Below are 23804 nucleotides of genomic sequence, written 5' to 3' on the forward strand. Positions count from 1 at the left end.
GCGCCGTCACGGCACCCAGCGAACGAAGTTGGCCAGTAGCTGCAGTCCGGCCTTCGCGCTCTTTTCGGGGTGAAACTGGACCGCAAAGATATTATCCCTTGCCACTGCGCTGGTAAACCGCGAGCCGTATTCGGTTTCGGACGCAATCAGCGCGGCTTCGGCCGGCGCGACATGGTAGCTATGCACGAAATAGAAGCGCTCGCCATCCGGAATCGCGTCCCACAATGGGTGCGGACGCGTCCGATACACCTGGTTCCAGCCCATGTGAGGCACCTTGAGGTGACCGCCGTCGGCAGTGGGCATGCTCTCCGCGGCCGGAAAGCGCACCACCTCGCCCGGCAGGATGCCCAGGCCCGGCACGTCGCCTTCCGCGCTATGGTCGAAGAGCATCTGCTGGCCGATGCAGATGCCCAGAAACGGTTTGTTGCGGGCCGCGTCGAGCACGGCCCGCCGAACCCCGCGCTCATCGAGCTGACGCATGCAGTCCGGCATCGCGCCCTGACCGGGAAACACCACCCGCGCGGCTGCCGCGACCACGCCGGGATCCGACGTGACGACGACATTCAGCCCGGGGGCGACATGTTCGATGGCTTTCGACACCGAACGCAGATTGCCCATTCCGTAGTCGATAATGGCCACATCAGTCATGGCGTTTCACTTGATTGGAGTCGCTGGAAAGGCGGGTCCGGCGGCGCGCACCGGATCAGAGCGCGCCCTTGGTCGAAGGCACGGCCCCGGCTGCCCGCTCGTCGCGCTCGGCCGCCATGCGCAGTGCACGCCCGAAGGCCTTGAAGATGGTTTCGCACTGATGGTGAGCGTTGTCGCCGCGCAGATTGTCTATGTGCAGCGTCACGCCGGCGTGATTCACGAAACCCTGGAAAAATTCGCGCGCCAGATCAACGTCGAAGTCACCGATGCGCGCGCGCGTGTAGTCGACGAAGTAGTGCAGGCCCGGACGACCCGAGAAATCGACCACGACCCGCGACAAGGCCTCGTCGAGCGGCACATAAGCATGGCCGTAACGGCGAATGCCGCGCTTGTCGCCGAGCGCCTTGGCGAAGGCCTGACCGAGCGTGATGCCGACGTCCTCGACGGTATGATGATCGTCGATATGGGTGTCGCCGCTCGCACTGACGTCGAGGTCGATCGCGCCATGGCGCGAGATCTGGTCCAGCATGTGGTCGAAGAACGGCACGCCGGTCGCGAGGCAGGACTTGCCGCTGCCGTCGAGATCGATCTTGACCGTGATGCGGGTTTCCAACGTGTCCCGACTGACTTCTGACTGCCGCATGAGATTCCGGATGAGCTACGCTTGCGTTGATGGGGGTCTTCGTCCGACATGATAACATCGGCGGGTGTTTCGGCCACACTCCGGACGGTCACGCACGCCCCGGGCGTCCTGTGCCGCGCGAGCTCCGAACGCACGATCCGATCCTGACCCAATGGCGATCCAACACGATGAGCCGATACTGGAGCCCCCTCGTACGCGGGCTGACACCATATGTGCCGGGCGAGCAGCCCAAACTGGACCGGCTGGTCAAGCTCAATACCAACGAACATCCGTTCGGTCCGTCGCCCCGCGCGCTCGACGCGATTCGCGCCGAGACTTCTGATGTGCTGAGGCTGTACCCGGATCCGAATGCGGATCGCCTCAAGCGGGCGCTCGCGGCGCGTTTCAAGGTGGAACCGGACCAGGTATTCGTCGGCAACGGATCGGACGAAGTGCTGGCCCACACCTTCCTGGGCCTGCTGAACCAGGACCGTCCGCTGCGGTTTCCGGACATCACCTACAGCTTCTATCCGGCCTACTGCCGCCTGTATGGCATCCGGTTCGAGACGCGCGCGCTCGACGAGCACTACCGGATCGTGCCGGAAGACTATCTGCCCGAACGTGACGGGCCCGCCGGCGGCATCATCTTCGCGAATCCGAATGCGCCGACCGGCCGATTCATGCCGCTTCACGATGTGGCGCGCATCGTGGCCGGCAATCCTGACTGCGTCGTGGTCGTCGACGAGGCCTATGTGGATTTCGGTGGCGACAGCGCGATCGCACTGGTGGACCGTCACCCGAATCTGCTGGTGGTGCACACCTTCTCGAAATCGCGCTCACTCGCCGGCCTGCGGGTCGGTTACGCGATCGGGCAGCGCGATCTGATCGAGGCGCTCGAGCGCGTGAAGAACAGCTTCAACTCCTATCCGCTCGATCGGCTCGCGATCGCCGGCGCGGTCGCGTCGGTCGAGGATGAGGCCCACTTCACCGAGAGTTGTCGCAAAGTGATCGCGCTGCGCGAGGAACTGACCCGCAAGCTGTCGGCCCTCGGCTTCGACGTACTGCCCTCGGTCGCGAATTTCGTCTTCGCGCGTCACCCCGCCCATGCCGGCGATGCGCTGGCGCAGGCCTTGCGCGAGCGCTCGGTCATCGTGCGACATTTCGCCAAGCCGCGGATCGATCAATTCCTGCGCATTACGGTCGGAACCGAAGCACAGTGTCAGGCCCTGATCGACGCGCTCACCGACATTATGGACCGCTGACGCGGCCCGACAGGCCACGCCGGGCCCGCCGCGCTGACATGCCGCACACCCTCGTGGGAGGGCGAGCGGTCCAGCAAACCTGATGCGGCGCGCTGGAAGGGGGCGGGCGCCCCCTATCAGTTGCGTAACCGCATCTCCGCCGAGCGCGCATGCGCCTGCAGGCCCTCGCCATGCGCGAGCACCGAGGCGACCCGCCCCAGCGTCTGCGCGCCGGCCTCCGAGATATGCACGATGCTGGTGCGTTTCTGGAAGTCATACACGCCGAGTGGCGACGAAAATCGGGCGCTGCGCATCGTCGGCAACACATGATTGGGCCCGGCACAGTAGTCGCCCAGCGCCTCGACCGACCAGTGACCGACGAAGATCGCGCCGGCGTGGCGGATGTGGTCGACCCACCGCTCGGCATCCTCGATCGCGAGCTCGAGGTGCTCCGGCGCGATCCGGTTGGCGAGCGCACATGCCCGCTCCAGACTTTCGACATGGATCAACGCACCTCGGTGGGTCAGCGACGCGGCGATCGTCTCGCGCCGCGGCATCGTCGGCAACAGGCGCGCAATGCTGCTGGCCACCGCGTCGATGAAATCGCGATCGGTGCTCAGCAGAATCGATTGCGCGAGTTCGTCGTGCTCGGCCTGCGCGAACAGGTCCATCGCGACCCAGTCGGGGTCACCGCTGCCATCCGAGATGATCAGCACTTCGGAGGGACCCGCGACCATGTCGATGCCGACCGTGCCGAACACCCGGCGCTTGGCCTCGGCGACGTAGGCGTTGCCCGGGCCGACGATCTTGTCGACCTGCGGCAGCGTCTGCGTGCCATAGGCGAGCGCGGCGACCGCCTGCGCCCCACCTATCGTGAACACGCGGTCGACGCCAGTGATCGCCGCGGCCGCAAGCACCAGCGGACTGCGTTCGCCGCGCGGCGTGGGCACGACCATGATCAGTTCCTGGACCCCCGCCACCTTGGCTGGGATCGCATTCATCAGCACCGAACTCGGGTAGGAAGCCCGCCCGCCCGGGACGTACAGCCCGACCCGATCGAGCGGCGTGACCTTCTGGCCGAGGCGCGAACCGTCGGGCTCGGTATATTCCCACGACGACGCGACCTGGCGCTCGTGATACATCCGTACCCGGTCGGCGGCGATGCGCAGCGCCTCGCGCTGCTCGATCGAAAGGCTGTCGAGTGCGGCCTTCAACTCCGATTTCGGCAGTTCGAGCTCGAACATGGCACGCACGTCGAGTCGATCGAAACGGCGCGTGTACTCGATCACGGCCGGATCACCGGCGGTGCGCACCGCCTGCAGGATTTCGGTCACGGCGTCATTGATCCGCTGATCCGCGCCCCCTTCGAACGCAAGCAGCGCATCCAGCGTCGCCAGGAATTCGGCATCCCGGGCATCCAGACGGCGGATGTCGGCATGCACCTGCCTGTCGTTCGTCACGATGGTTGGATCGGTCATTTGACAGCTCCTGAAATGGCCTCCAGCACCGGCTGGATCAAGTCGCGCTTGAGTTTCAACGAGGCCTGATTCACGATCAGGCGCGAGCTGATCGGCATGATCTCCTCGACCTCCTCCAGATTGTTCGCGCGCAGCGTCCCACCGCTCGAAACGAGGTCCACGATCGCATCGGCGAGCCCCACCAGCGGGGCCAGCTCCATCGAACCGTACAGCTTGATCAGGTCGACATGCATGCCCTTGGCCGCGAAGTGCGCCCGGGCACTGTTGATGTACTTGGTCGCCACCCGGATGCGGCCGCCGGGCCGGGCCGCAGCCGCATAGTCGAAACCCTTGCGCGTGGCCACGCACAGCCGGCATTTCGCGATCCGCAGGTCGAGCGGCTGATAGAGTCCGTCCCCGCCATGCTCCAGCAACACGTCCTTGCCCGCGATGCCCAGATCGGCCGCGCCATACTGTACGTAGGTCGGCGTATCGGTGGCTCGTACGATGACCACCCGCACGTCGGGCCGGTTGGTCGCTATGATCAGCTTGCGCGAAGACTCCGGATTGTCGACCGGCTCGATCCCTGCGGCTGCGAGCAGCGGCAGGGTCTCCTCGAAGATGCGCCCTTTCGAGAGGGCTAGTGTGATACTGGACACGCGTGAAACCCCGCAATGGTTGGACCCGGGATTGTAACCCGTGAGGCTGCGTGATAGCCTAGGCGTCTGGCTGAGCCGTCACGTGCGGGCTCGGCCTTTTTACTTCTCCAGCCTTGACGGAACCGCATGACCATGAAACCCGAGATCATCATCTCCTCAGCCGACATGGAGCGTCTGGAAGGTCTGCTCCACGCCCCCGGCGCACGCAACCGCGCCGACCTGGACGGCCTGCGCGACGAACTCGAGCGCGCCGACGTCAGGGCGTCGGAGGACATGCCGGCCGACGTGATCCGGATGAACAGTCGCGCGCGGATTCGCGAACAACCCAGCGGCAAGGAACGCGAACTGACCCTCGTGTATCCGGGCAATGCGGTCGGCGACAGCAGTCGCATCTCCATCTTTTCGCCCGCGGGCAGCGCGCTGCTCGGCCTGGCCAAAGGGCAATCGATCGACTGGCCGACCGTAGAGGGACACATCGTTCACCTCGAGGTGCTCGAGGTCACGAATCCGGCGAGCGTCGCTGACGACGGCCGTTGATGGATGCTCCTGTGCGCCGCCGCGGGACGCTCAGCTGATCCGGCGTGCCCGGGCTCCGAGTGCGGCGAGCTTTTCCTCGAGGCGCTCGTAGCCTCGGTCGAGATGGTAGATGCGCTCGATGAGCGTCTCCCCCTCGGCCACCAGACCGGCGATCACCAGACTGGCCGACGCGCGCAGATCGGTGGCCATCACGATCGCACCCTGTAGTCGGGGCACGCCGGTCACCACCGCGGTGTTGCCGTCGATGCCGATCTCGGCGCCGAGTCGCTGAAGCTCGACCGCATGCATGAACCGATTCTCGAAGATGGTCTCGCGAATCACCGCCGTACCGTCCGCGATCGCATTCAGGGCCATGAACTGGGCCTGCATATCCGTCGGAAACGCCGGATAGGGGGCGGTGCGCAGATTCACCGCCCGGGGACGAACCGGTGCCTTGAGCCGGATCGCATCGGACTCCATGCCGACTTCGCAACCGGCGTCGATCAGCTTGTCGACCACCGCCTCGAGATAAGAGGCCGACGTTCCGGTCAGACGCCCTTCACCCCCGCTCGCCGCAATCGCGCACAGATAGGTTCCGGTCTCGATCCGGTCGGGCATGATCCGGTGGGTCGCACCGTGCAGCCGCTCGACACCGATGATCCGGATCACGTCGGTTCCGACGCCGGAAATCTTCGCCCCCATCGCGATCAGGCAATACGCCAGGTCTGCGACTTCGGGCTCGCGGGCCGCATTCTCGATCACCGTCTCGCCGTCCGCGAGACAGGCCGCCATCATCAGATTCTCGGTGCCGGTTACCGTGACCATGTCGGTGAACAGGCGTGCTCCGTGCAGACGCTTCGCGACCGCATGCACGTAGCCATGCTCGACCGAGACTTCGGCGCCCATCGCCTGGAGACCCTTGATGTGCTGATCGACCGGGCGCGCACCGATCGCACAGCCTCCCGGCAATGACACCCGCGCCTCGCCACAGCGTGCCACCAGCGGTCCGAGGACCAGGATGGACGCGCGCATGGTCTTGACCATCTCGTAGGGCGCGACCGGGTTGTCCAGGGCGGAGGCGTCCAGGGTGACCGTATCCCCGTCGCGCTCTATCCGCACGCCCATCTGCCCGATCAGCTTCAGCAGGGTGCTGATGTCGTTGAGGTGCGGCACGTTGGTGAAGGTCACCGGGTCACGCGTCAGCAGCGCGGCGCACAGGATCGGCAGCGCAGCGTTCTTCGCGCCCGAGATCGCGACCTCGCCTTTCAGCCGCACCCCGCCTTCGATCAAAAGCTTGTCCATCAGAGCCCGAGATCCTTGCGCACCACCTCCCAGCGCGCGGGCGAGTAGGTCTTCAGGCCGAGGGCGTGGATCTCGTTGCCGAGCAGCTTGCCCAGCGTCTGCTTCACCGCCCGATGCTGGTCCAGCATCGATTTCCCCTCAAAGCTCTGGCTGACGACGATGCCCGAAAAATGCACACCGTCGTCACCCTGCACCATTACGAACTCGCACGGAAGACCGGCCGAGATCAGGCGCTCGATTTCTGCTGCATCAAACATTTCACACCTCAGTTACGCAACTTGTAGCCCCGCGCCAGCATGCCGAGCGTCAGCATCGCCAGAACGACGAAACAGCCGCCGACCACCGCCAGGCTCAACCATGGCGACACATCGGACTGGCCGAAGAATCCATAACGGAAACCGTCGATCATGAAGAAGAACGGATTCACATGTGACACATCCTGCCACAGCCTGGGCAGCGAATGAATCGAGTAGAAGACACCGGACAACATCGTCAGCGGCATGACCAGGAAGTTCTGGAATGCGGACAGCTGATCGAACTTGTCCGCCCAGATCCCGGCAATGACCCCGAGCGAACCCAGGATCGCCCCGCCGAGCACCGCAAAACCCAGCACCCACAGCGGATACGCAATCGGAAGATCGATGAAGGGCAACGCGACCAGCCACACGCCGACGCCGACGAACAGACCACGCAGCACCGACGCGACGACATAGGCGGCATAGAACTCACGATGGGAGATCGGCGGCAACAGCACGAAGATGATGTTGCCGGTGATCTTGCTCTGTATCAGCGACGACGAACTGTTCGCGAACGCGTTCTGCAGCAGCGACATCATGATCAGGCCGGGCACCAGGAAGGTGGTGTAACCGATGTCGCCATAGACGGTCACATGCCGGTCGAGCACATGCGAGAAGATCAGCAGAAAGAGCACTGCATTGAGCACCGGCGCGGCCACCGTCTGGAAGGCGACCTTCCAGAAGCGCAGGATTTCCTTGTAAAGCAGCGTTCTGAAACCGATCCAGGATGCGTGCACCGGCTGGGCGGGCTCAGTCACGATTCATGACCTCCACGAACACCCTTTCCAGGTCCGGTTCCCCAAGCTGAAGTTCCTCGATGCCGGCACCGGCCTCCCGCAGGCGCGCCAGCAGTTGCTCCACGTCGGCGTAGGCATCGAAGCCGAACCCGACCCAGTCGTCACCCTCAGCGGTGCCGCCGAGCGCGATGCCGGCCTCAGGCATGCTCAGGCGCGCGCGCAGACTGTGGGACGCGAACTGCTTCAGCAGTGCCCGCGTGCTGTCCAGCGCCACGACACGGCCGGCCTTGAGCATCGCGATGCGACCACACAGCGTCTCGGCTTCTTCCAGATAATGGGTCGTCAACACGATCGTGTGACCATCCCGATTGAGCTTGCGAATGAATTCCCACAGGCCGTGGCGCAATTCGACATCCACACCGGCGGTCGGCTCGTCGAGCACGATCACCGGCGGTCGGTGCACCAGCGCCTGTGCGACCAGCACTCGGCGCTTCATGCCGCCGGACAGCGTGCGCATGTTGGCATTCGCCTTGGGCAGCAGATCCAGGCTGCCCAGTATCTCGTCGATCCAGTCGTCATTGTGCCGGATACCGAAATACCCCGACTGGATCCGCAACAGTTCGCGCACCGAGAAGAACGGATCGAAGACCAGTTCCTGCGGCACCACGCCAAACTTCATGCGAGCCCGCCGATAGTCGGACACGACATCGTGCCCCATGACCGCCAGGCTGCCCGAACTCGGTCGGGTCAGGCCCGCCAGGGCCGAAATCAGCGTGGTCTTGCCTGCCCCGTTCGGACCGAGCAGACCGAAGAACTCACCCTGCGCAACCTCGAGGCTCACGCCTGCAAGCGCCTGGAAGTTTCCATACAGCTTGGTGACCGAATCGATCCGGATCGCGGGAATGGCCATCGAAGAACCCGGACCTAGGCTTCGACCGGCAACAGATCGGTCAGATCGTAGAGGTCGGCGAGACTCGTCATGCCCGCCGGAACACCTTTCAGGGACAACGCATGCCCGGACCTGCGCGCGGCCCGGCACCAGTCGAGCAGGAGGGCCAGGGACGCGGAATCGACCTCGGTCACCGCAGACAGGTCCACCGCCAGAGGTCCGCGCTCGAGCCTGGAACGCCCCTCGGCCAGATGACGCGCCACGGTGGACATCGTCAACGGCCCCTGCAGCACGAGGCAGTCGCGGTCCTGCTGCGCCATCAGGATTGTCCGGCCGGCTTTTCTATCGGCATCTCACGGCTTTCAAGGGACTTGATCAGCCCGTCGATGCCGCCGACGCGAATCTCCTGTGTGAAGGTCCCGCGATAATTCGTCACCAGGCTCGCACCCGCGACCACCACGTCGAAGACCTTCCAGCCGTCGGCTCCCTTCTCCATCACGTAATCGACACCGACCGGCTGCGCGCCCGATTGACGGATCGACGTCTGCACCCGCACCGTGGTGTCGCCCGGACTCATGCGCAACGGACGAAAGTCGATCGTCTGGTCCTTGTACTGGGTCAGCGCGTTGGAATAAGTCCTGACCAGCATGTGGTAGAACCCGTCCATCAGACGCTGCTGCTGCTCCGGTGTCGCGTCACGCCAGTCGCGCCCGACCGCAAGCATGGTCATCCGGCGGAAGTTGAAATGCGGCAGCACGACCTCTTCCACCAGTTGGACCACCTCGCTCGGATCCCCGTTGCGCAGCTTTTCATTGCTGCGAACGATGTCCAGCACCTGATCCGACAGATGGCGCACCAGCTGATCCGGTTCGAGCGCTTCGGCCGATACGTTAAGCGGCGCCAGCGCCACCAGAAACATCAGTAAGAATCCGTGCAGAAGCTTCATCGTCATCACCTGATTACAAATTGCTCGAGCTCGGAGCGCGTTTCGACCAGACTGACCAGTTCCAGGCTCTCCACCGCGATCTCCGCCACCGCGTCCGCTTCGCTGCGAACCGGCAGCATCGACACGCCGTTGTCGAAATCCTCGTATTCGAGCGGCACATCGCCGTCCCTGACCTGGTAGCGACGCTGCTGGAGGAAGAAGTCGCGGGTGAACGCATATTTGTCGAGCGCGCCTTCCTCGAGCGTCTTTTCAGCGCCGAGCAGCGTCGCTCTTCCATGCACGACCCACAAGCCGAGCAACGTATTGCGGGTCGGCACGTGATCGACCGTCGCGATCAGGTTGCCCTGCCAGTCGACCGGCAAGGCCGCGGTGTCGCGAATCGTGCTCGGCCCCAGCAGCGGCAGCACCACGAACGGCCCCTCTCCCACGCCCCACACCGCCAAGGTCTGGCCGAAATCCTCGTCGTTCTTGTCCAGCCCCATCCCGGTCGCGATATCCAGCACGCCGAGCAAGCCCAGGGTCGAGTTCACGGCGAAGCGCATCAGATCGGACATGCCGTCGGCGACCTTGCCCTGCAGTATGTTGTTCACCGCGATCCAGGGGTCCCTCAGGTTGCCGAAAAAATTCCCGACTCCGGTGCGGACCACCCTGGGGGTGATCGTCTCATACACCTCGGCCGCCGGTTTCAGCACCGCCTTGTCCACGCCTTCGTTGAAACTGAACATCGTGCGATTGAATCGTTCCAGCGGGTCGTCCGGATTGGCCGGCACCGAGGCGCAGCCGCCGAGCGTCAACGCAGCCAGAACCAGTGCCAGCAGCAGTGCTGCTCGGGTCCGAAATGCGGCTTTGATCATGATGAGTTCCTTCTTGTTGTTGTTGCGATCAGTCCGAGGCCGCACCGGCGCGATCGAACAGGAACTGCCCGATCAGCTTCTCGAGCACCACGGCCGACTGCGTGAGCTGCAGCGCGTCGCCGCTTTGCAGCATGTCGATGTCGACGCCGGCGTCCAGGCCGATGTATTGCTCTCCCAGCAGCCCGGAGGTCAGGATCGATCCGATGGTATCGCGCGGGAATTCATACCGGGTTGCGATCGAAAACACCACCTCGGCCCTGTAACTGTTCGTATCGAAACGGATTTCCTCGACTCGCCCGACGACCACGCCGGCGCTCTTGACCGGTGCGCGCACCTTGAGCCCGCCGATGTTGTCGAACTGCGCCCTGACAGTATAGGTCTGGGACAGATCGACGCTCGCCAGATTTCCCACACGCAGCGCCAGAAAGAACAGTGCCCCCATTCCGATCAGGACGAAGACGCCCACCCACAAGTCGAGCGTTGTACGGCTCATGACTAACCCCGAAACATGAAAGAAGTAAGCACAAAATCAAGTGCCAGAATGGTGAGCGCCGAACTCACCACGGTGCGCGTGATCGCCCGTGACACCCCCTCGGCGGTCGGCGTGCAGTCGTAGCCCTCGAACACCGCGATCAAGGACACCGCGACACCGAAAACCGCGCTCTTGATCACGCCGTTCAAGATGTCGTCCCGAAAATCGACCGCCGACTGCATCTGCGACCAGAACGCGCCTTCGTCCACGCCGATCATCACGACACCGATCAGCCAGCCACCGAGCACCCCCATCGCCGAAAAGATCGCCGCGAGCAGCGGCATCGAGATCACGCCGCCCCAGAATCGTGGCGCCACCACGCGGGCGATCGGATTGATCGCCATCATGTCCATCGCCTTGAGCTGCTCGGTGGTCTTCATCAGACCGATTTCCGCGGTGATCGCCGACCCCGCGCGACTTGCGAACAGCAGCGCCGCCACCACCGGTCCAAGCTCCCTTACCAGTGACAGTGCGACCAGGATGCCGAGCGCGTCGCCCGAACCGAAACGCTGCAGGGTCTCGTAACCCTGCAGGCCGAGCACCATGCCGACGAACAGGCCGGACACCGCGATGATCAGCAAGGACAGCACACCGCCGAAATAGATCTCCCGGATCGTCAGATGCAGACGCAGGAAGGACTGGCCGGAATAGCGCAGCAGCAGCATGAAAAAGCGCGCAACCAGCCCGAGTTGCCATACACCGTCTATGACGAAGCCGCCGACCTTGCGCACCAGACTCATCTGCGCGCCTCCGCGCCGAGGAAGTCCTCGGCCATCGACCGGGCGGGATAGTGAAACGGCACCGGCCCATCGGCCTCGGCGCAAACGAACTGATGCACGAACGGATCCCTGGATGCGCGAATCTCGTCCGGCGTGCCCCGGGCTACGATCTGCCCGTTCGACACAAAATAGACGTAATCGACGATCTCGAGCGACTCGTGGATGTCATGGGTGACCATGATCGAGGCCGCGCCGAGCGCATCGTTCAGCCGACGGATCAACTGACCGATCACGCCAAGGGAGATCGGATCGAGGCCGGCAAACGGTTCGTCGTACATGATCAGCATCGGATCGAGCGCCACCGCCCGCGCCAGCGCGACCCTCCGAGCCATGCCGCCCGAGAGTTCGGCCGGCATCAGCGATCCCGCCCCGCGCAACCCGACCGCATTCAACTTCATCAGCACCAGGTCGCGAATGATCTCCGGCGGCAAGCGCGTATGCTCGCGCATCGGGAACGCGACATTGTCGAACACCGACATGTCGGTAAACAAAGCACCGAACTGGAACAACATGCCCATGCGCCTGCGCAGCTCATACATCGCGTCGCGCCCCACATGGCCGAGATCCCGACCATCGACCGAAACCACGCCCGCACTGGCGCACAACTGCCCGCCGATCAGTCTCAACAGCGTGGTCTTGCCGCAACCACTGCCACCCATGATCGCGACGACCTGCCCCCGCCGGACAGTCAGGTCGATGCCACTCAGGATTTCTCGATCGCCATAGGCAAAACGAACACCTTCGAGGCTGACGAGCGGATTTTCGGACACTTCGGACAAGGCGGTATTCAGTGGCGGCAAAGGCGAGTAGTCTAGCAGAGTCGCTCGCGTCTGAATGCACGGTCGCCGATGGGATTTCGTGGTCGCGTGGAATTCTCGCGCCTTGGCTCGGGAGCCCGATCGGTCGGCCTGATATAATTCGACCGATCCGCTCCAGTTGGTCTCGGCGTCCTGCCGTTGCATCCCATGCCCGCCGATCACTCGAAAGTCCGAACATGATTTCAGATGAATTGCCGCACGCTGCCACGCACAACGCCATCCCGATGGCGCGTCGGGTGTTACGCATCGAAGCGGATGCGGTGGCGGCCCTGGCGGACCGTCTGGACGCGGGCTTCGAACAGGCGGTGCGACTCGTACTCGAACGGCACGGACGTGTCATCGTGACCGGCATCGGCAAGTCCGGCCATATCGGTCGGAAAATCGCCGCCACGCTCGCGAGCACCGGCACCCCCGCCTATTTCGTACACGCGGCCGAAGCCGCCCACGGCGATCTGGGCATGATCACGCCCGAAGACATCGTTATCGCCTTGTCCCATTCGGGTACCAGCGAGGAGGTGCTGACCATCGTTCCGCTGGTCAAGCGTCAGGGTGCGAAACTGATCGCGCTGACCGGCAACCCGGACTCCGCGCTGGCGCGCGAGGCCGATGTGCATCTCGATGCCGCGGTGCGTGAAGAGGCCTGCCCGCTCAATCTCGCACCGACGGCCAGTACCACCGCTGCGCTCGCGCTCGGTGATGCACTGGCGGTGGCGCTGCTGGACGCGCGTGGATTCAGTAGCGACGACTTCGCGCGGGCCCACCCCGGCGGCGCGCTGGGCAGACGATTGCTGACCCACGTGCGGGACGTGATGCGTGGTGCCGGCGCCGTTCCGCGGCTGTCGGAACAGGCGTCGATTCCCGAGGCTCTGCTCGCCATGTCGCGCGGCGGGCTCGGCATGACCGCGGTCGTGGATGGTCAGGATCGCCTGATCGGAATTTTCACCGACGGCGATCTAAGGCGCGCGATCGAACGCGGGGCCGACATCCGCACGGCCCGGCTGGGCGATATCATGACGTCGTCCCCCCAGCACATTCGCCCCGACGCGCTGGCGGTCGAGGCCGTGGAGATGATGGAACGCATGCGCATCAGCCAGTTGCTGGTGGTCGATGAGGCGGGCGTGCTGCTCGGGGCGCTGAACACCCATGACCTGATGCAGGCGAAGGTGATCTGATGCCTGCACGCGATCGCGCCGCCGACGTGCGCCTGATGGGTTTCGACGTGGACGGAGTCATGACCGACGGCAGCCTGTATTTCACGCCCAACGGCGACGAGATCAAGGCCTTCTCCAGTCTGGACGGGCATGGCCTGAAGATGCTGCAGGCCGGCGGCATCGAGGTGGTCATCATCAGCGGGCGGCGTTCGCGGGCACTCGAGCTGCGCGCGCTCAACCTGGGGATCAGCGAACTCCATATGGGAGTGGAAGACAAGCTGGACTGCCTGGACGGGCTGCTGCAGGCTCGCGGCCTGAGCCGCACCCAGGCCGGCTATATGGGCGATGACGTGGTCGATCTTCCGGTGCTGTGCGTCTGCGGCTTCGCCGCGGCGCCGTCGGACGGTCATGATTTCGTCCGGCAGCAGGTGGGTTACGTCGCGCACAAGCCGGGCGGACGCGGTGCGGTGCGCGAAGTCTGCGACCATCTGTTGCGCGCCCAGGGCAAGCTCGAAGCGATGCTGGCTTCCTATCTTCGCTGAGGCGTGACCCGGATGTGGATTCCGCTCGACCGTCTGTATCCAATCATTGCACTGGCCGCGCTCGCGGGTGCGACGCTGTGGCTGGAACGCGCTACCCGCAGCGAAGAGCCCCGCGCACGTGCCGAAGCTCGGCAGTTTCCGGACTTCATCGGCGAGCAGGTCAGGATGAACCGCTTCGACGCGACCGGGCAGCGCCGCTACGAACTGATCGCCGACAAGGTGACGCACTTTCCCGTCGGCGATGTGACCGAGTTCGAGCAACCCCACCTGCGCTACGAGACCGCCGACGGGCCGCTGCGGATCACCGCGGCATGGGGTGCGTCACGCGAAGGCGGCGAAACGCTCCATCTGGTCGGCGATGTCGAGGTTTTCCGGGACGGCATCGACGGGAACGTCGACATGAGTCTCACGTCTGACACATTGACGGTCTGGCCGGACGACGAACGCGCGGCCACCGACGATCCGGTCGTTCTGACCCGCGGTGCGACCGTCGCGACCGGCAACGGCATGCGGGCCGACAATCTGTTCGGCGTCCTGCAACTGATCGGCGACGCACGCGTGGTGATGCCCCGCGCCCCGAGGAACTGAACATGACGAGATTCTTTGCACGCCTCCTTCCGCTGATCCTTGCCTGCACACTGCTGTCGCAACTCGCGCACGCCGAACGCGCGGACCGCAGTCAACCGGTCAATATCGAAGCCGACCGCGCCACCGTCGATGACCGCAACAAGACCCACACCTTCGAAGGCAATGCCATCCTGACTCAGGGCACACTGACGATCAGAGGCGAGAAACTGGTCGTGCTGCAAGGCGCGGACGGCTTCCAGACCGGAATCGCGACCGGCGGTCGTAACGGGCTGGCGACCTTTCGCCAGCGCCGAGAGGGCACCGACGAGTATGTCGAAGGCGAGGCGGAGCGGATCGAGTACGACAGTCGCAACGAGCAGGCCAAACTGTTCAACCGGGCCCGGGTGACCTCCGGTGGAGACGAAGTTCGCGGAGATTACATCGAGTACGATGCGCTGACCGAAAACTACGCTGCACGCAGTCGAGCCGCTGCGGCCGGCGGCGACGGCAGGGTCCGTGCCGTGATCCAGCCTCGCAGCAGCGACAACGCCGGAAACTGAAACGAGCTTCATCAACCCAGCCTCCACCCGGGGACTGTCGAACCAGGGAGACAACATGAACTTCGAGAACATCGTCGTCGAGACAAAGGATCGCGTCGGACTGATCACACTGAACCGGCCCAAGGCGCTGAACGCCCTCAACGACGCACTGGTCGACGAGGTCGGCCAGGCGCTGGACGTGTTCGAAGCGGACGAGAACATCGGCGCGATCGTCATCACCGGCTCGGACAAGGCGTTCGCCGCCGGCGCGGATATCGGTGCAATGGCGAGCTTCTCTTATATGGACGCCTACAAGGGTGACTACATCACCCGCAACTGGGAGCGGGTCAAGACCTGCCGGAAGCCGGTGATCGCCGCCGTCGCGGGATTCGCGCTCGGTGGAGGCTGCGAACTGGCGATGATGTGCGACATGATCATTGCCGCGGACACCGCCCGCTTCGGTCAGCCCGAAATCAAGCTTGGCGTGCTGCCCGGCGCCGGCGGCACGCAGCGGCTGCCTCGCGCGGTCGGCAAGGCGAAGGCGATGGACATGTGTCTCACCGCCCGCATGATGAATGCAGACGAGGCCGAGCGTGCAGGTCTGGTGGCGCGTGTCGTTCCGGCCGACAAGCTGCTCGACGAGGCCATGGCCGTCGCGACCACGATTGCCGGATTCTCGTTGCCCGTCGTGATGATGATCAAGGAATCGGTGAATCGTGCATTCGAGAGCAGCCTGAACGAGGGTCTGCTCTTCGAACGGCGTGTATTCCATTCTGCCTTTGCGCTGCAGGACCAGAAGGAAGGCATGGCCGCGTTCGTCGCCAAGCGCAAGCCCGCGTTCAGGCACGACTGAAAGTCGCTCAGAGCGCCCCAGCCGGCCGTCACTCCGGGGGGCGCCTCCCGCCCCCGCGCGCTCCCCGGCCGCCCACGGCTGGGTCGTGTGTAGATCCAGTCGCATGTGCAATGCAGCGACAACGACTCCGACATCATGGTGCAAACCCGCCCGCACATCATTGCGCTGCATCAACGGCCAACCTCATCATGGAAGCGGTTTAAATATTATTTAAAGCAATGACTTACGGCGAATTCATGCGGAATCGATGACCCGCCGCCTTTTCGTTGTGCGCCGCACCAAATATCGCTTGACAACGCGAACAGAGTCCCTATAATTCGATCCATGCTGCAGCGCAACAAGTACGGTGCGGATGCTGCAAAACCCGCTTCAACACTGTCATCATCATCAGGAGATCTACATGTTTGCCACGCCCGAACAATTCGCCGCTTCCAACAAAGCCAACATCGAAACCGCACTGACCGTTGCGAATACCGCTTTCGCCAACGTCGAGCGTCTTGCCGCTCTGAATCTGAACACCGCCCGCACGCTGCTGGAAGAGTCCATCGCGAACACCAAGGCCCTGCTCGGCGCCAAGGACGTTCAGGAACTGATCAACCTGCAGACCGCCTTCGCGCAGCCGCTGGTCGAGAAAGCCGTCGCCTACAACCGTAGCGTCTACGAAATCGCGACCCAGAGCCAGGAAGAAGTCTCCAAGCTGGTCGAAACCCAGGTCGCCGAGATGAACAAGAACCTGGCCGCTGCGCTCGACAAGGCCGCCAAGTCCGCTCCGGCTGGTTCCGACGTCGCCGTTGCCGCTGTCAAGTCCGCGATCGCTGCGGCCAACAGCGCCTACGACAGCGTCAGCAAGGCTGCCAAGCAGGTTGCCGAGATCGCCGAAGCCAACGTGACCGCCGCGACCAACGCGACCGTCAAGGCCGTCGGTACCGCTGCCAAGGTCGCCCCGGCCAAGAAAGCTGCCTGATTCAGCCAGTCAGTCGAAACAAGAAACCCCGCCAAGGCGGGGTTTCTTGTGTGCACGCCAGGTTCGATTCAAGAACGAAAATGGTGCGGAAAGAGCCGGTGCATCTCGGCGTCGATCCATTGTTCGACCCGGGCATTCACTTCCGCGGGTTCAAGACCGGCGGTATCGATCGGCGGCCCGATGCTGACGCTGATCTCGCCCGGGCGCTTCACAAATGCATTGCGGCGCCAAAACTCGCCGGCGTTGTGGGCCACCGGCACGGCCGGGACCCCGGCATGATGCGCCAGCCACGCGCCGCCCGGCTTGAAGCGCCGCTTCGCACCGACAGGCACGCGCGTGCCCTCCGGAAAAACGACCACCCAGAAGCCCTCGTCGAGGCACTTCCTGCCCTGCTCGAGTACCTGGCTCAGCGCGTCCTTGCCCGCCGCCCGGTCGATCGCGATGTTGGGCAACTGCGCCAGCCCCCAGCCGAAGAACGGCACCTTCAGCAGCTCGCGCTTCAACACGAAGCTGATCTGCGGGAACAGTGCCTGCAGGGCCAGGGTTTCCCAGGCCGACTGGTGTTTGCACAGCACCACCGCAGGCTCGGCCGGAATGTTCTCGCGACCGATGACCTTGTAACGAATCCCCAGCAGGTGCCACACAAACCACAGCACCAGCCTGGTCCACGATGTCATGATCCGGTAGCGGGTGAGCGGGCGGAACGGAAAGGTCAGAAAGCCGAAAAGTGCGTACGGAGGGGTCGTGATGACCAGCACCACGGCGAACAGAAAGGAACGAAGGAAGATCATGGCTTATTTTGGGTCCGGCAGTTGGACGGGCCGACTGTGCGATGACCGCGACTCAGACGAGGAGGTCGGCGACGACACTGGCGAGATCGGCACGGATCAGCGTGCCGGGGGGCAGCTCCGGGTCTGCGCTGGTCTTCTGTCCCTTGCCGGTGAGCACCAGATAGGGCTTGCAGCCCACCGCGATGCCTGCCTGCAGGTCGCGCAGACTGTCGCCGACCGCCGGCACACCCGCTAGATCCAAATTGAAGCGCTCGGCGATCTGTATGAACATGCCCGGCTTGGGCTTGCGACAATCACAGGTCGAATCGGCCGGATGCGGGCAGAAGAAGATCGCATCCAGACGCCCGCCAACCTGCGCCAGAGTCTTGATCATCTTGTCGTTGATGGCGTTCAGCGTGTCCATGCCGAACAGACCACGCCCGATGCCCGACTGGTTCGACGCAATCACGACACGCCAGCCCCACTGATTCAGTCGGGCGATAGCCTCGAGTGAACCGTCGATCGGCTTCCATTCGTCCGGCGACTTGATGAACTGATCGGAGTCGTGGTTGATCACGCCATCGCGGTCGAGGATGATGAGTTTCATGCTTCGCGCCCCGTAGCAGCACCGTCCGGTCGATGAGTACCGGCCCGGTGATCAGTTGGTCGAAAGACGGGAGAGGTCGGCCACGCGATTCATCATCCCGGCAAGCCTGCTCAGCAGGGCCAGGCGATTGCGGCGCAGCAGCGGTTCGTCGACCATGACCATTACCGAATCGAAAAAGCTGTCAACCTCGACGCGCAGACCCGCAAGCACCACCAATGCCTCGGTGTAGTTTTCGTTGTCGACATGCGAACGGACCAGCGGCGCGACCTCGACGACCTTGTGCACCAGGGCCTTCTCCGCGTCTTGCTGCAGCAACGCGACATCGAGTTCCGGCAGCGCATCATCCGCCTTCCGGAGGAGGTTGACGATACGCTTGTTCGCCGCTGCGAGCGCCTCTGCCTCCGGCAGCGCACGAAACGCAACCACGGCCTCCAGTTTGGCCGGCACCACATCGACGCGCGTCGGACGCAGCGCCAGCACCGCGTCCACAACATCGACAGCGTGCCCGGCATCGCGCAACTGGTTGCGCAGGCGTTCGAACATGAAGTCGAGCAGGATGGTCCGGAAACCGTCATTCGCCAGCAGACCGGGCGCGAAACCCGCGGCCGCGTCGTCGATAAGCTCGGCCAGGTCGAGCGGCAGCGGCGCCTCGATCAGCATCCGCAGCACCCCGAGGGCGGCGCGGCGCAGGCCGAACGGATCCTTGTCGCCGGTCGGGACCTGACCGATCCCGAAAAAACCGACCAACGCATCGAGCTTGTCCGCCAGCGACACCGCGAGCGCAACGTTGCCGACCGGCAGCCGGTCACCCGCAAAGCGCGGCAGGTAATGCTCCGCGATCGCGTCAGCGACGACATCCGTCTCGCCGTCGTGGCGTGCGTAGTACCGACCCATCACACCCTGCAGCTCCGGAAATTCCCCGACCATCTCGGTGACCAGATCGGCTTTTGCAAGCCGCGCGGCCCGGCTGGCCGCTGGAACATCGGCATGCAGACGGGATGCGATCAGGCCGGCCAGCCGCTCCAGTCGGGCAACCCGGTCGAACTGACTGCCCAGTCTGTTGTGATAGACCACCGGCGCGAGCCGTGCCAGACGGCTTTCCAGCGTATGCCTGCGATCCTGCTCGAAGAAGAAACGGGCATCGGCCAGTCGCGGTCTGACCACACGCTGGTTGCCCTGGATGATGTGGGACGGATCGGCCACACGCATGTTGGACACGATCAGAAACCGGTTGAGCAGTTTTCCATTTTCGTCGAACAGCGGAAAGTACTTCTGATTGGCCCGCATCGTCAGGATCAGGCACTCCTGCGGGACGGCGAGATACTCGGGTTCGAATTCGCCGGCATAGACGCTGGGATGTTCGACCAGTGCAGCGACCTCTTCCAGCAGATCCCGATACTCGCCCAGCGAAGCCCCCTGCCGCCCGGCCTCGGCGAGCAGCAGGCGCTCGATTTCGGCCAGCCGTGCGGCGAAATCCGGCACCACCTTGCCTTCGGCCAGCAGCGTCGGCTCATAGGCTTCGGCGGTCGCCAGCTCGATCTCGCCGCGGCTCATGAATCGGTGCCCCAGCGTGATCCGGCCGGACTCCAGCCCGAGCACCCGGCCCGGCACGACATCCGGCCCATGCATCATTACCAGCCTGTGCACCGGACGCACGAACTGCACGTCGCTCGCCCCCCAGCGCATCAGTTTGGGAATGGGCAACGCCTTGACCGCGTCCGCGACGATTCCTGCGAGCACATCAACGAGCCGGGCGCCGGGTTCGGCACGTGTATAGAACAGCGCTTCGGCCTTGCCGTCCTGCCGGCGCTCGAAGTCGGCGATACGCTCGAGCGGGATACCCCTGGCTTCGAGCTTCTTCAGCAGCGCGGAACTGGGTCGTCCGGCAGCATCGAACGCGACCTGTACCGGCATGATCTTGTCGGTCACATCGCGCGACGGCGCCTGGGCCAGGACCCCCGGAACGGTGACCGCAAGCCGGCGCGGTGCGGCATAGCCATTGAATCGGCCGTCGACCGCAACCAGTCCGTGGCGCCTCAGGCCGTCGACGATCGTCTTCGCGAACACCTCGCCGAGTCGCGGCAAGGCCTTGGGCGGGAGTTCCTCGGTCAGCAGTTCGACCAGCACGGCAGCATGCGTCATCAGGCAGTCTCCCCCAGATCGTGCCCGACATTCGTTCGGAGCAGCGGAAAGCCCAGCGCCTCCCGCGACGCGTGATAGGCCTGGGCGACCGCACGCGACAGATTGCGAATGCGACCGATGTAGGCAGCACGCTCGGTGACCGAAATCGCGCCGCGCGCGTCGAGCAGATTGAAGGTGTGGCCCGCCTTCAGCACCATCTCGTAGCCCGGCAGGACCAGCCCGGCCTCGGTCAGGCGACGCGCCTCGGACTCGTAATTGCCGAAAAGCCCGAACAGAAACTCGATATTCGCGAACTCGAAGTTGTAACGGGACTGCTCGACCTCGTTCTGATGGTAGACGTCACCGTAGCTCACCTCGGTGCCGTCCGGATAGACGGTCCAGATCAGGTCATAGACGTTCTCGGCGCCCTGCAGGTACATCGCCAGCCGTTCCAGCCCGTACGTGATCTCACCCAGCACCGGCCTGCAGTCCAGGCCGCCGACCTGCTGGAAGTACGTGAATTGGGTGACCTCCATGCCATCGAGCCAGACTTCCCAACCGAGCCCCCAGGCCCCCAGCGTCGGATTCTCCCAGTCGTCTTCGACGAAGCGGATGTCGTGCACGGCCGGATCGATGCCGAGCGCACGCAGCGAATCCAGATAGAGTTCCTGGATGTTCGGCGGCGATGGCTTCAGCGCCACCTGATACTGGTAGTAGTGCTGCAGCCGGTTCGGATTCTCGCCATAACGACCGTCCTTCGGACGACGCGAAGGCTGCACATAGGCCGCATTCCACGGCTCCGGTCCGATCGCGCGCAGACAGGTCGCGACATGCGAAGTCCCGGCGCCGACCTCGAGGTCGATCGGCTGCATCAGTACGCAGCCATGATCGCCCCAGTATTGCTGCAGCGTCTGGATAATCTGCTGGAAAGTCGGTTTGGTGTGTGACATGGTCCGTTTGACGGCGAAGCAAAAGTATCGATTTTACTGGCTTTCAGCGCGTCGGTCGAAGAATCTGCCCAGCCGGGCGTCGCGCCGATCAATCCGGTCGGCCAACGGCAGCGGCCAGCCCGCCCGCGACCAGCGCAGCGAGCGCCAGCACAAGCGCGGGCAGATCGCCCCAGCGCGCGTAAGGGGTCATGCCCTGATAGCCGCGCACCTCGACCGCGAGCGCACCCCGCACGAACTGCGGCAGCAGGGCATCCACCCGCCCGTCGGGCATCACCAGCGCCGTCATGCCGGTGTTGGTCGAGCGCAGCATCGGCCGGCCGGTTTCGATCGCCCTGACCCGCGCGATCTGCAGATGCTGTGGCTGTGCCAGCGAATGGCCATACCAGGCCAGGTTGGACAGATTCAGCATCAGCGTCGCATCGGGCAGGTTGGGTAGTAACGCGCGACCGAACAAATCCTCGTAGCAGATGTTGATCGCGATGAGCTGATCGCCGAATTTCATCGGCGCCGCTCCGGCACCAGGGGTCTGATCCGACATCGGAATGTCGGCCCATCGATAGAACCAGCCGAACAAGGGCGGCGAGTACTCGCCGAACGGCACCAGATGCTGCTTCGCGTAAAACTGGGGAGCGGACACCCCGAGGCTGATCGCTGCATTGTAGATCCGCCCCTCAGCGTCACGCGAGAACACGCCGACGATGAGATCGCCATTTCGCCGTCGCGCCTGCGTTCGCAGCAGATCGAGATAACCGTCCGGGAGGTGTTCGACCAGCAGCGGGAGCGAAGTCTCCGGCAACACCACCAGATCGGCATCATGACCGCCGGCCATGCGCGCGTTGACGCCGAGCCATTCGTCGAGCATTTCAGGTTGCCATTTGAGTCCTTGTTCGATGTTGGTCTGCGCGAGCACCACGCGCAGCGGCGCCCCCACCGGATCGGTCCATGCGATCCGCCCCAGACCGAGCCCGATCCCGATCAGCATCACGACCGGCAGCAACGCCGGCAGCGCGATGCCGGCACGCCGCCACGGCACGAGCACCAGCAGGGCCGAGACCAGGGCCACCAGACCGCCGACCCCGTAGACACCGACCACGGCGAACCAGCCCGCAAACGGGCTCGGCGGTGTCTGCGAGTACCCGATCGCAAGCCACGGAAACCCGGTGAACACCCAGCCGCGCGCGAGTTCGGCCAGGACCCACAAACCGGCGAACAGCAGCGCCTGCGATCTGCCCGATGTGCGCCGCAGCCGCACGAACGCCGCGCCGACCAGGCCCGGATAGAGTGCAAGATAGGCGCAGAAAATCGCGATCGCCAGCGCCGCGACCGGCATCGGCACGCCCCCGTAGCGATTCAGCGCGATATAGAGCCAGGACACGCCGGCCAGAAAGGCCCCCATACCCCACGCCAAGCCCAGCACGAATCCGCTGCGTACATCGACTGCGCGCCGCAACAACAGGAACAGCACGGCCAGGCTCGCGAAGGCCAGCACGAACACATCGAATGGCGAGAACGCGAGAACCGAGCAGGCGCCGGCCAGCGCTGCAGCAAGCCAGGCCGGGCGCATCAATCGCCGGGCGTCTGCACGACGGGGAGCGCGCGTTCGACCAGCAACGTGTGCACCCTGCGGCTGTCGGCACGCATCACCTGGATCTTCAGACCGTCCAGCGTGATGACCTCGCCCCGTTTGGGCAGGCGCCCGAGGTGGCGGATCACCAGACCACCGATCGTATCGACATCCTCATCACTGAACGCAGTGGTGAAGGCGTGATTGAAATCGGCGATCTCGGTCGTCGCCTTGACCCGGTAGCGTCCGTTCTGGTCGAGCTTGATGCTGTCGCCGGCCTCGTCGAAGTCGTACTCGTCCTCGATGTCGCCGACGATCTGCTCGAGCACGTCCTCGATCGTCACCAGGCCGGCCACGCCGCCGTACTCATCTACGACGATCGCCATGTGATTTCGACTGACCCGAAACTCGCGCAGCAGCACGTTCAGGCGTTTGGACTCCGGCACGAACACGGCGGGTCTCAGCATGTCGCGCAGGTCGAACTCTCGCCCGGCGTAATACCGGAGCAGGTCCTTGGCCAGAAAAATGCCGACGACATCATCCTTGTTTTCGCCAACGGTCGGAAAGCGGGAGTGCGCGGTGTCCACCACGAAGGAGACGATCCTCTCGACCGAGTCGGTCAGATGGATCACGTCCATCTGCGCCCGCGGAATCATCACTTCGCTGACGTTCATGTCCGACATCTGCAACGCGCCCTCGATGATCGAGAGCGCATCGGCATCGATCAGGTTACGGTCACAGGCCGAGCGAAGTCGCGCGAGGAGGTCTTCACGATCTTCCGGTTCGCGCGAGAGAAGGGCCGAAAGTCGTTCGAGTAATGACGGTTTGCCCGAGGGACTGTCCATTTAAGCTTTGTGGCTGAAGAACGAGGCTTTGGGAC

General features: G+C 64.1%; 28 protein-coding genes. 8 read left to right on the top strand and 20 right to left on the bottom strand.

Features of this window, described 5'->3' with window-relative positions:
- Positions 1-6 precede the first annotated feature (6 nt).
- Both hisH and hisB read right to left on the bottom strand, forming a co-directional pair.
- Positions 7-648, bottom strand: a complete 642-nt coding sequence (gene hisH / locus ACKVEX_RS06070; RefSeq protein ID WP_473214804.1) for an imidazole glycerol phosphate synthase subunit HisH — start codon at positions 646-648, stop codon at positions 7-9.
- Positions 649-703: 55 nt separating this feature from the next.
- On the bottom strand, positions 704-1291 hold the full coding sequence (hisB, locus tag ACKVEX_RS06075) for an imidazoleglycerol-phosphate dehydratase HisB (RefSeq protein ID WP_473214805.1): 588 nt from the start codon (positions 1289-1291) through the stop codon (positions 704-706).
- Positions 1292-1458: 167 nt separating this feature from the next.
- On the opposite strand from hisB, the gene hisC reads away from it, so the two are divergent.
- Positions 1459-2532, top strand: coding sequence for a histidinol-phosphate transaminase (gene hisC / locus ACKVEX_RS06080; protein WP_473214806.1), 1074 nt, complete (start codon positions 1459-1461; stop codon positions 2530-2532).
- A gap of 116 nt (positions 2533-2648) precedes the next feature.
- On the opposite strand, the gene hisD is transcribed toward hisC, so the two are convergent.
- A complete protein-coding gene (hisD, locus tag ACKVEX_RS06085) occupies positions 2649-3989 on the bottom strand; it encodes a histidinol dehydrogenase (protein ID WP_473214807.1) in 1341 nt (446 codons plus the stop codon).
- Positions 3986-4627, bottom strand: coding sequence for an ATP phosphoribosyltransferase (hisG, locus tag ACKVEX_RS06090; RefSeq protein ID WP_473214808.1), 642 nt, complete (start codon positions 4625-4627; stop codon positions 3986-3988). Before hisG ends, hisD begins: the two co-directional genes overlap by 4 nt.
- Before the next feature lie 126 nt (positions 4628-4753).
- Between hisG and rnk the strand changes: the two genes are divergently transcribed.
- Positions 4754-5164 carry a nucleoside diphosphate kinase regulator gene (gene rnk, locus ACKVEX_RS06095; protein ID WP_473214809.1) on the top strand — a complete coding sequence of 137 codons (411 nt, stop codon included), beginning with the start codon at positions 4754-4756 and terminating at the stop codon, positions 5162-5164.
- A 30-nt stretch (positions 5165-5194) separates the two neighbouring features.
- On the opposite strand, the gene murA is transcribed toward rnk, so the two are convergent.
- From murA to ACKVEX_RS06145, 10 genes are read right to left on the bottom strand one after another with little or no spacing between them, the layout of a single operon-like run.
- Positions 5195-6445 carry a UDP-N-acetylglucosamine 1-carboxyvinyltransferase gene (gene murA, locus ACKVEX_RS06100; protein ID WP_473214810.1) on the bottom strand — a complete coding sequence of 417 codons (1251 nt, stop codon included), beginning with the start codon at positions 6443-6445 and terminating at the stop codon, positions 5195-5197.
- Positions 6445-6702, bottom strand: coding sequence for a BolA family protein (locus ACKVEX_RS06105; protein WP_473214811.1), 258 nt, complete (start codon positions 6700-6702; stop codon positions 6445-6447). Before ACKVEX_RS06105 ends, murA begins: the two co-directional genes overlap by 1 nt.
- A gap of 8 nt (positions 6703-6710) precedes the next feature.
- Complete coding sequence (locus tag ACKVEX_RS06110) at positions 6711-7499, bottom strand: ABC transporter permease (protein ID WP_473214812.1); 789 nt, start codon at positions 7497-7499, stop codon at positions 6711-6713.
- On the bottom strand, positions 7492-8388 hold the full coding sequence (locus tag ACKVEX_RS06115) for an ABC transporter ATP-binding protein (RefSeq protein ID WP_473214813.1): 897 nt from the start codon (positions 8386-8388) through the stop codon (positions 7492-7494). Before ACKVEX_RS06115 ends, ACKVEX_RS06110 begins: the two co-directional genes overlap by 8 nt.
- Positions 8389-8402: 14 nt before the next feature.
- Positions 8403-8687, bottom strand: coding sequence for an STAS domain-containing protein (locus ACKVEX_RS06120; protein ID WP_473214814.1), 285 nt, complete (start codon positions 8685-8687; stop codon positions 8403-8405).
- Positions 8687-9313, bottom strand: a complete 627-nt coding sequence (locus ACKVEX_RS06125) for an MlaC/ttg2D family ABC transporter substrate-binding protein (RefSeq protein ID WP_473214815.1) — start codon at positions 9311-9313, stop codon at positions 8687-8689. Before ACKVEX_RS06125 ends, ACKVEX_RS06120 begins: the two co-directional genes overlap by 1 nt.
- 5 nt (positions 9314-9318) lie before the next feature.
- Complete coding sequence (locus tag ACKVEX_RS06130; RefSeq protein ID WP_473214816.1) at positions 9319-10167, bottom strand: MlaA family lipoprotein; 849 nt, start codon at positions 10165-10167, stop codon at positions 9319-9321.
- Between the two features lie 28 nt (positions 10168-10195).
- Positions 10196-10660 (bottom strand): outer membrane lipid asymmetry maintenance protein MlaD, encoded by a 465-nt coding sequence (gene mlaD / locus ACKVEX_RS06135; RefSeq protein WP_473214817.1) that lies wholly within the window; start codon positions 10658-10660, stop codon positions 10196-10198.
- 2 nt (positions 10661-10662) lie between these two features.
- Positions 10663-11439 carry a lipid asymmetry maintenance ABC transporter permease subunit MlaE gene (mlaE, locus tag ACKVEX_RS06140; RefSeq protein ID WP_473214818.1) on the bottom strand — a complete coding sequence of 259 codons (777 nt, stop codon included), beginning with the start codon at positions 11437-11439 and terminating at the stop codon, positions 10663-10665.
- Positions 11436-12248 (bottom strand): ABC transporter ATP-binding protein, encoded by an 813-nt coding sequence (locus ACKVEX_RS06145; RefSeq protein ID WP_473214885.1) that lies wholly within the window; start codon positions 12246-12248, stop codon positions 11436-11438. Before ACKVEX_RS06145 ends, mlaE begins: the two co-directional genes overlap by 4 nt.
- Positions 12249-12472: 224 nt before the next feature.
- On the opposite strand from ACKVEX_RS06145, the gene ACKVEX_RS06150 reads away from it, so the two are divergent.
- The 6 genes from ACKVEX_RS06150 (at position 12473) to ACKVEX_RS06175 (ending at position 16912) form a co-directional block, all read left to right on the top strand.
- Positions 12473-13468, top strand: a complete 996-nt coding sequence (locus tag ACKVEX_RS06150) for a KpsF/GutQ family sugar-phosphate isomerase (protein WP_473214819.1) — start codon at positions 12473-12475, stop codon at positions 13466-13468.
- Entirely contained in the window at positions 13468-13989 is a 522-nt protein-coding gene (locus ACKVEX_RS06155) for a KdsC family phosphatase (RefSeq protein WP_473214820.1), read from the top strand. The genes ACKVEX_RS06150 and ACKVEX_RS06155 overlap by 1 nt, the downstream gene beginning before the upstream one ends.
- Before the next feature lie 12 nt (positions 13990-14001).
- Positions 14002-14577, top strand: a complete 576-nt coding sequence (gene lptC, locus ACKVEX_RS06160; protein ID WP_473214821.1) for an LPS export ABC transporter periplasmic protein LptC — start codon at positions 14002-14004, stop codon at positions 14575-14577.
- Positions 14578-14579: 2 nt separating this feature from the next.
- On the top strand, positions 14580-15116 hold the full coding sequence (gene lptA, locus ACKVEX_RS06165) for a lipopolysaccharide transport periplasmic protein LptA (protein WP_473214822.1): 537 nt from the start codon (positions 14580-14582) through the stop codon (positions 15114-15116).
- Between the two features lie 55 nt (positions 15117-15171).
- A complete protein-coding gene (locus ACKVEX_RS06170) occupies positions 15172-15948 on the top strand; it encodes an enoyl-CoA hydratase (protein WP_473214823.1) in 777 nt (258 codons plus the stop codon).
- 400 nt (positions 15949-16348) lie between these two features.
- Positions 16349-16912, top strand: a complete 564-nt coding sequence (locus tag ACKVEX_RS06175; protein WP_473214824.1) for a phasin family protein — start codon at positions 16349-16351, stop codon at positions 16910-16912.
- 68 nt (positions 16913-16980) lie between these two features.
- Here the strand turns inward: ACKVEX_RS06175 and ACKVEX_RS06180 are convergent, their stop codons facing one another.
- The 6 genes from ACKVEX_RS06180 to ACKVEX_RS06205 all read right to left on the bottom strand — a co-directional run bounded on the left by ACKVEX_RS06180 (position 16981) and on the right by ACKVEX_RS06205 (position 23769).
- Positions 16981-17703, bottom strand: a complete 723-nt coding sequence (locus tag ACKVEX_RS06180; RefSeq protein ID WP_473214825.1) for a lysophospholipid acyltransferase family protein — start codon at positions 17701-17703, stop codon at positions 16981-16983.
- A gap of 52 nt (positions 17704-17755) precedes the next feature.
- The gene (gene gmhB / locus ACKVEX_RS06185; RefSeq protein ID WP_473214826.1) at positions 17756-18289 is read right to left on the bottom strand and encodes a D-glycero-beta-D-manno-heptose 1,7-bisphosphate 7-phosphatase; all 534 of its coding nucleotides are present in this window, start codon (positions 18287-18289) and stop codon (positions 17756-17758) included.
- A 51-nt stretch (positions 18290-18340) separates the two neighbouring features.
- Positions 18341-20431: a glycine--tRNA ligase subunit beta gene (gene glyS, locus ACKVEX_RS06190; protein WP_473214827.1), complete on the bottom strand. Its 2091-nt coding sequence runs from the start codon at positions 20429-20431 to the stop codon at positions 18341-18343.
- Positions 20431-21360 carry a glycine--tRNA ligase subunit alpha gene (glyQ, locus tag ACKVEX_RS06195; RefSeq protein WP_473214828.1) on the bottom strand — a complete coding sequence of 310 codons (930 nt, stop codon included), beginning with the start codon at positions 21358-21360 and terminating at the stop codon, positions 20431-20433. The genes glyS and glyQ overlap by 1 nt, the downstream gene beginning before the upstream one ends.
- Before the next feature lie 88 nt (positions 21361-21448).
- Positions 21449-22924 carry an apolipoprotein N-acyltransferase gene (lnt, locus tag ACKVEX_RS06200; protein WP_473214829.1) on the bottom strand — a complete coding sequence of 492 codons (1476 nt, stop codon included), beginning with the start codon at positions 22922-22924 and terminating at the stop codon, positions 21449-21451.
- A complete protein-coding gene (locus ACKVEX_RS06205; protein ID WP_473214830.1) occupies positions 22924-23769 on the bottom strand; it encodes an HlyC/CorC family transporter in 846 nt (281 codons plus the stop codon). The genes lnt and ACKVEX_RS06205 overlap by 1 nt, the downstream gene beginning before the upstream one ends.
- Positions 23770-23804: the final 35 nt, after the last annotated feature.

The organism is Denitraticella aggregata (genome assembly GCF_048158365.1).
In the GTDB taxonomy this organism is placed as follows: Bacteria; Pseudomonadota; Gammaproteobacteria; order Burkholderiales; family Rhodocyclaceae; genus Azoarcus_F.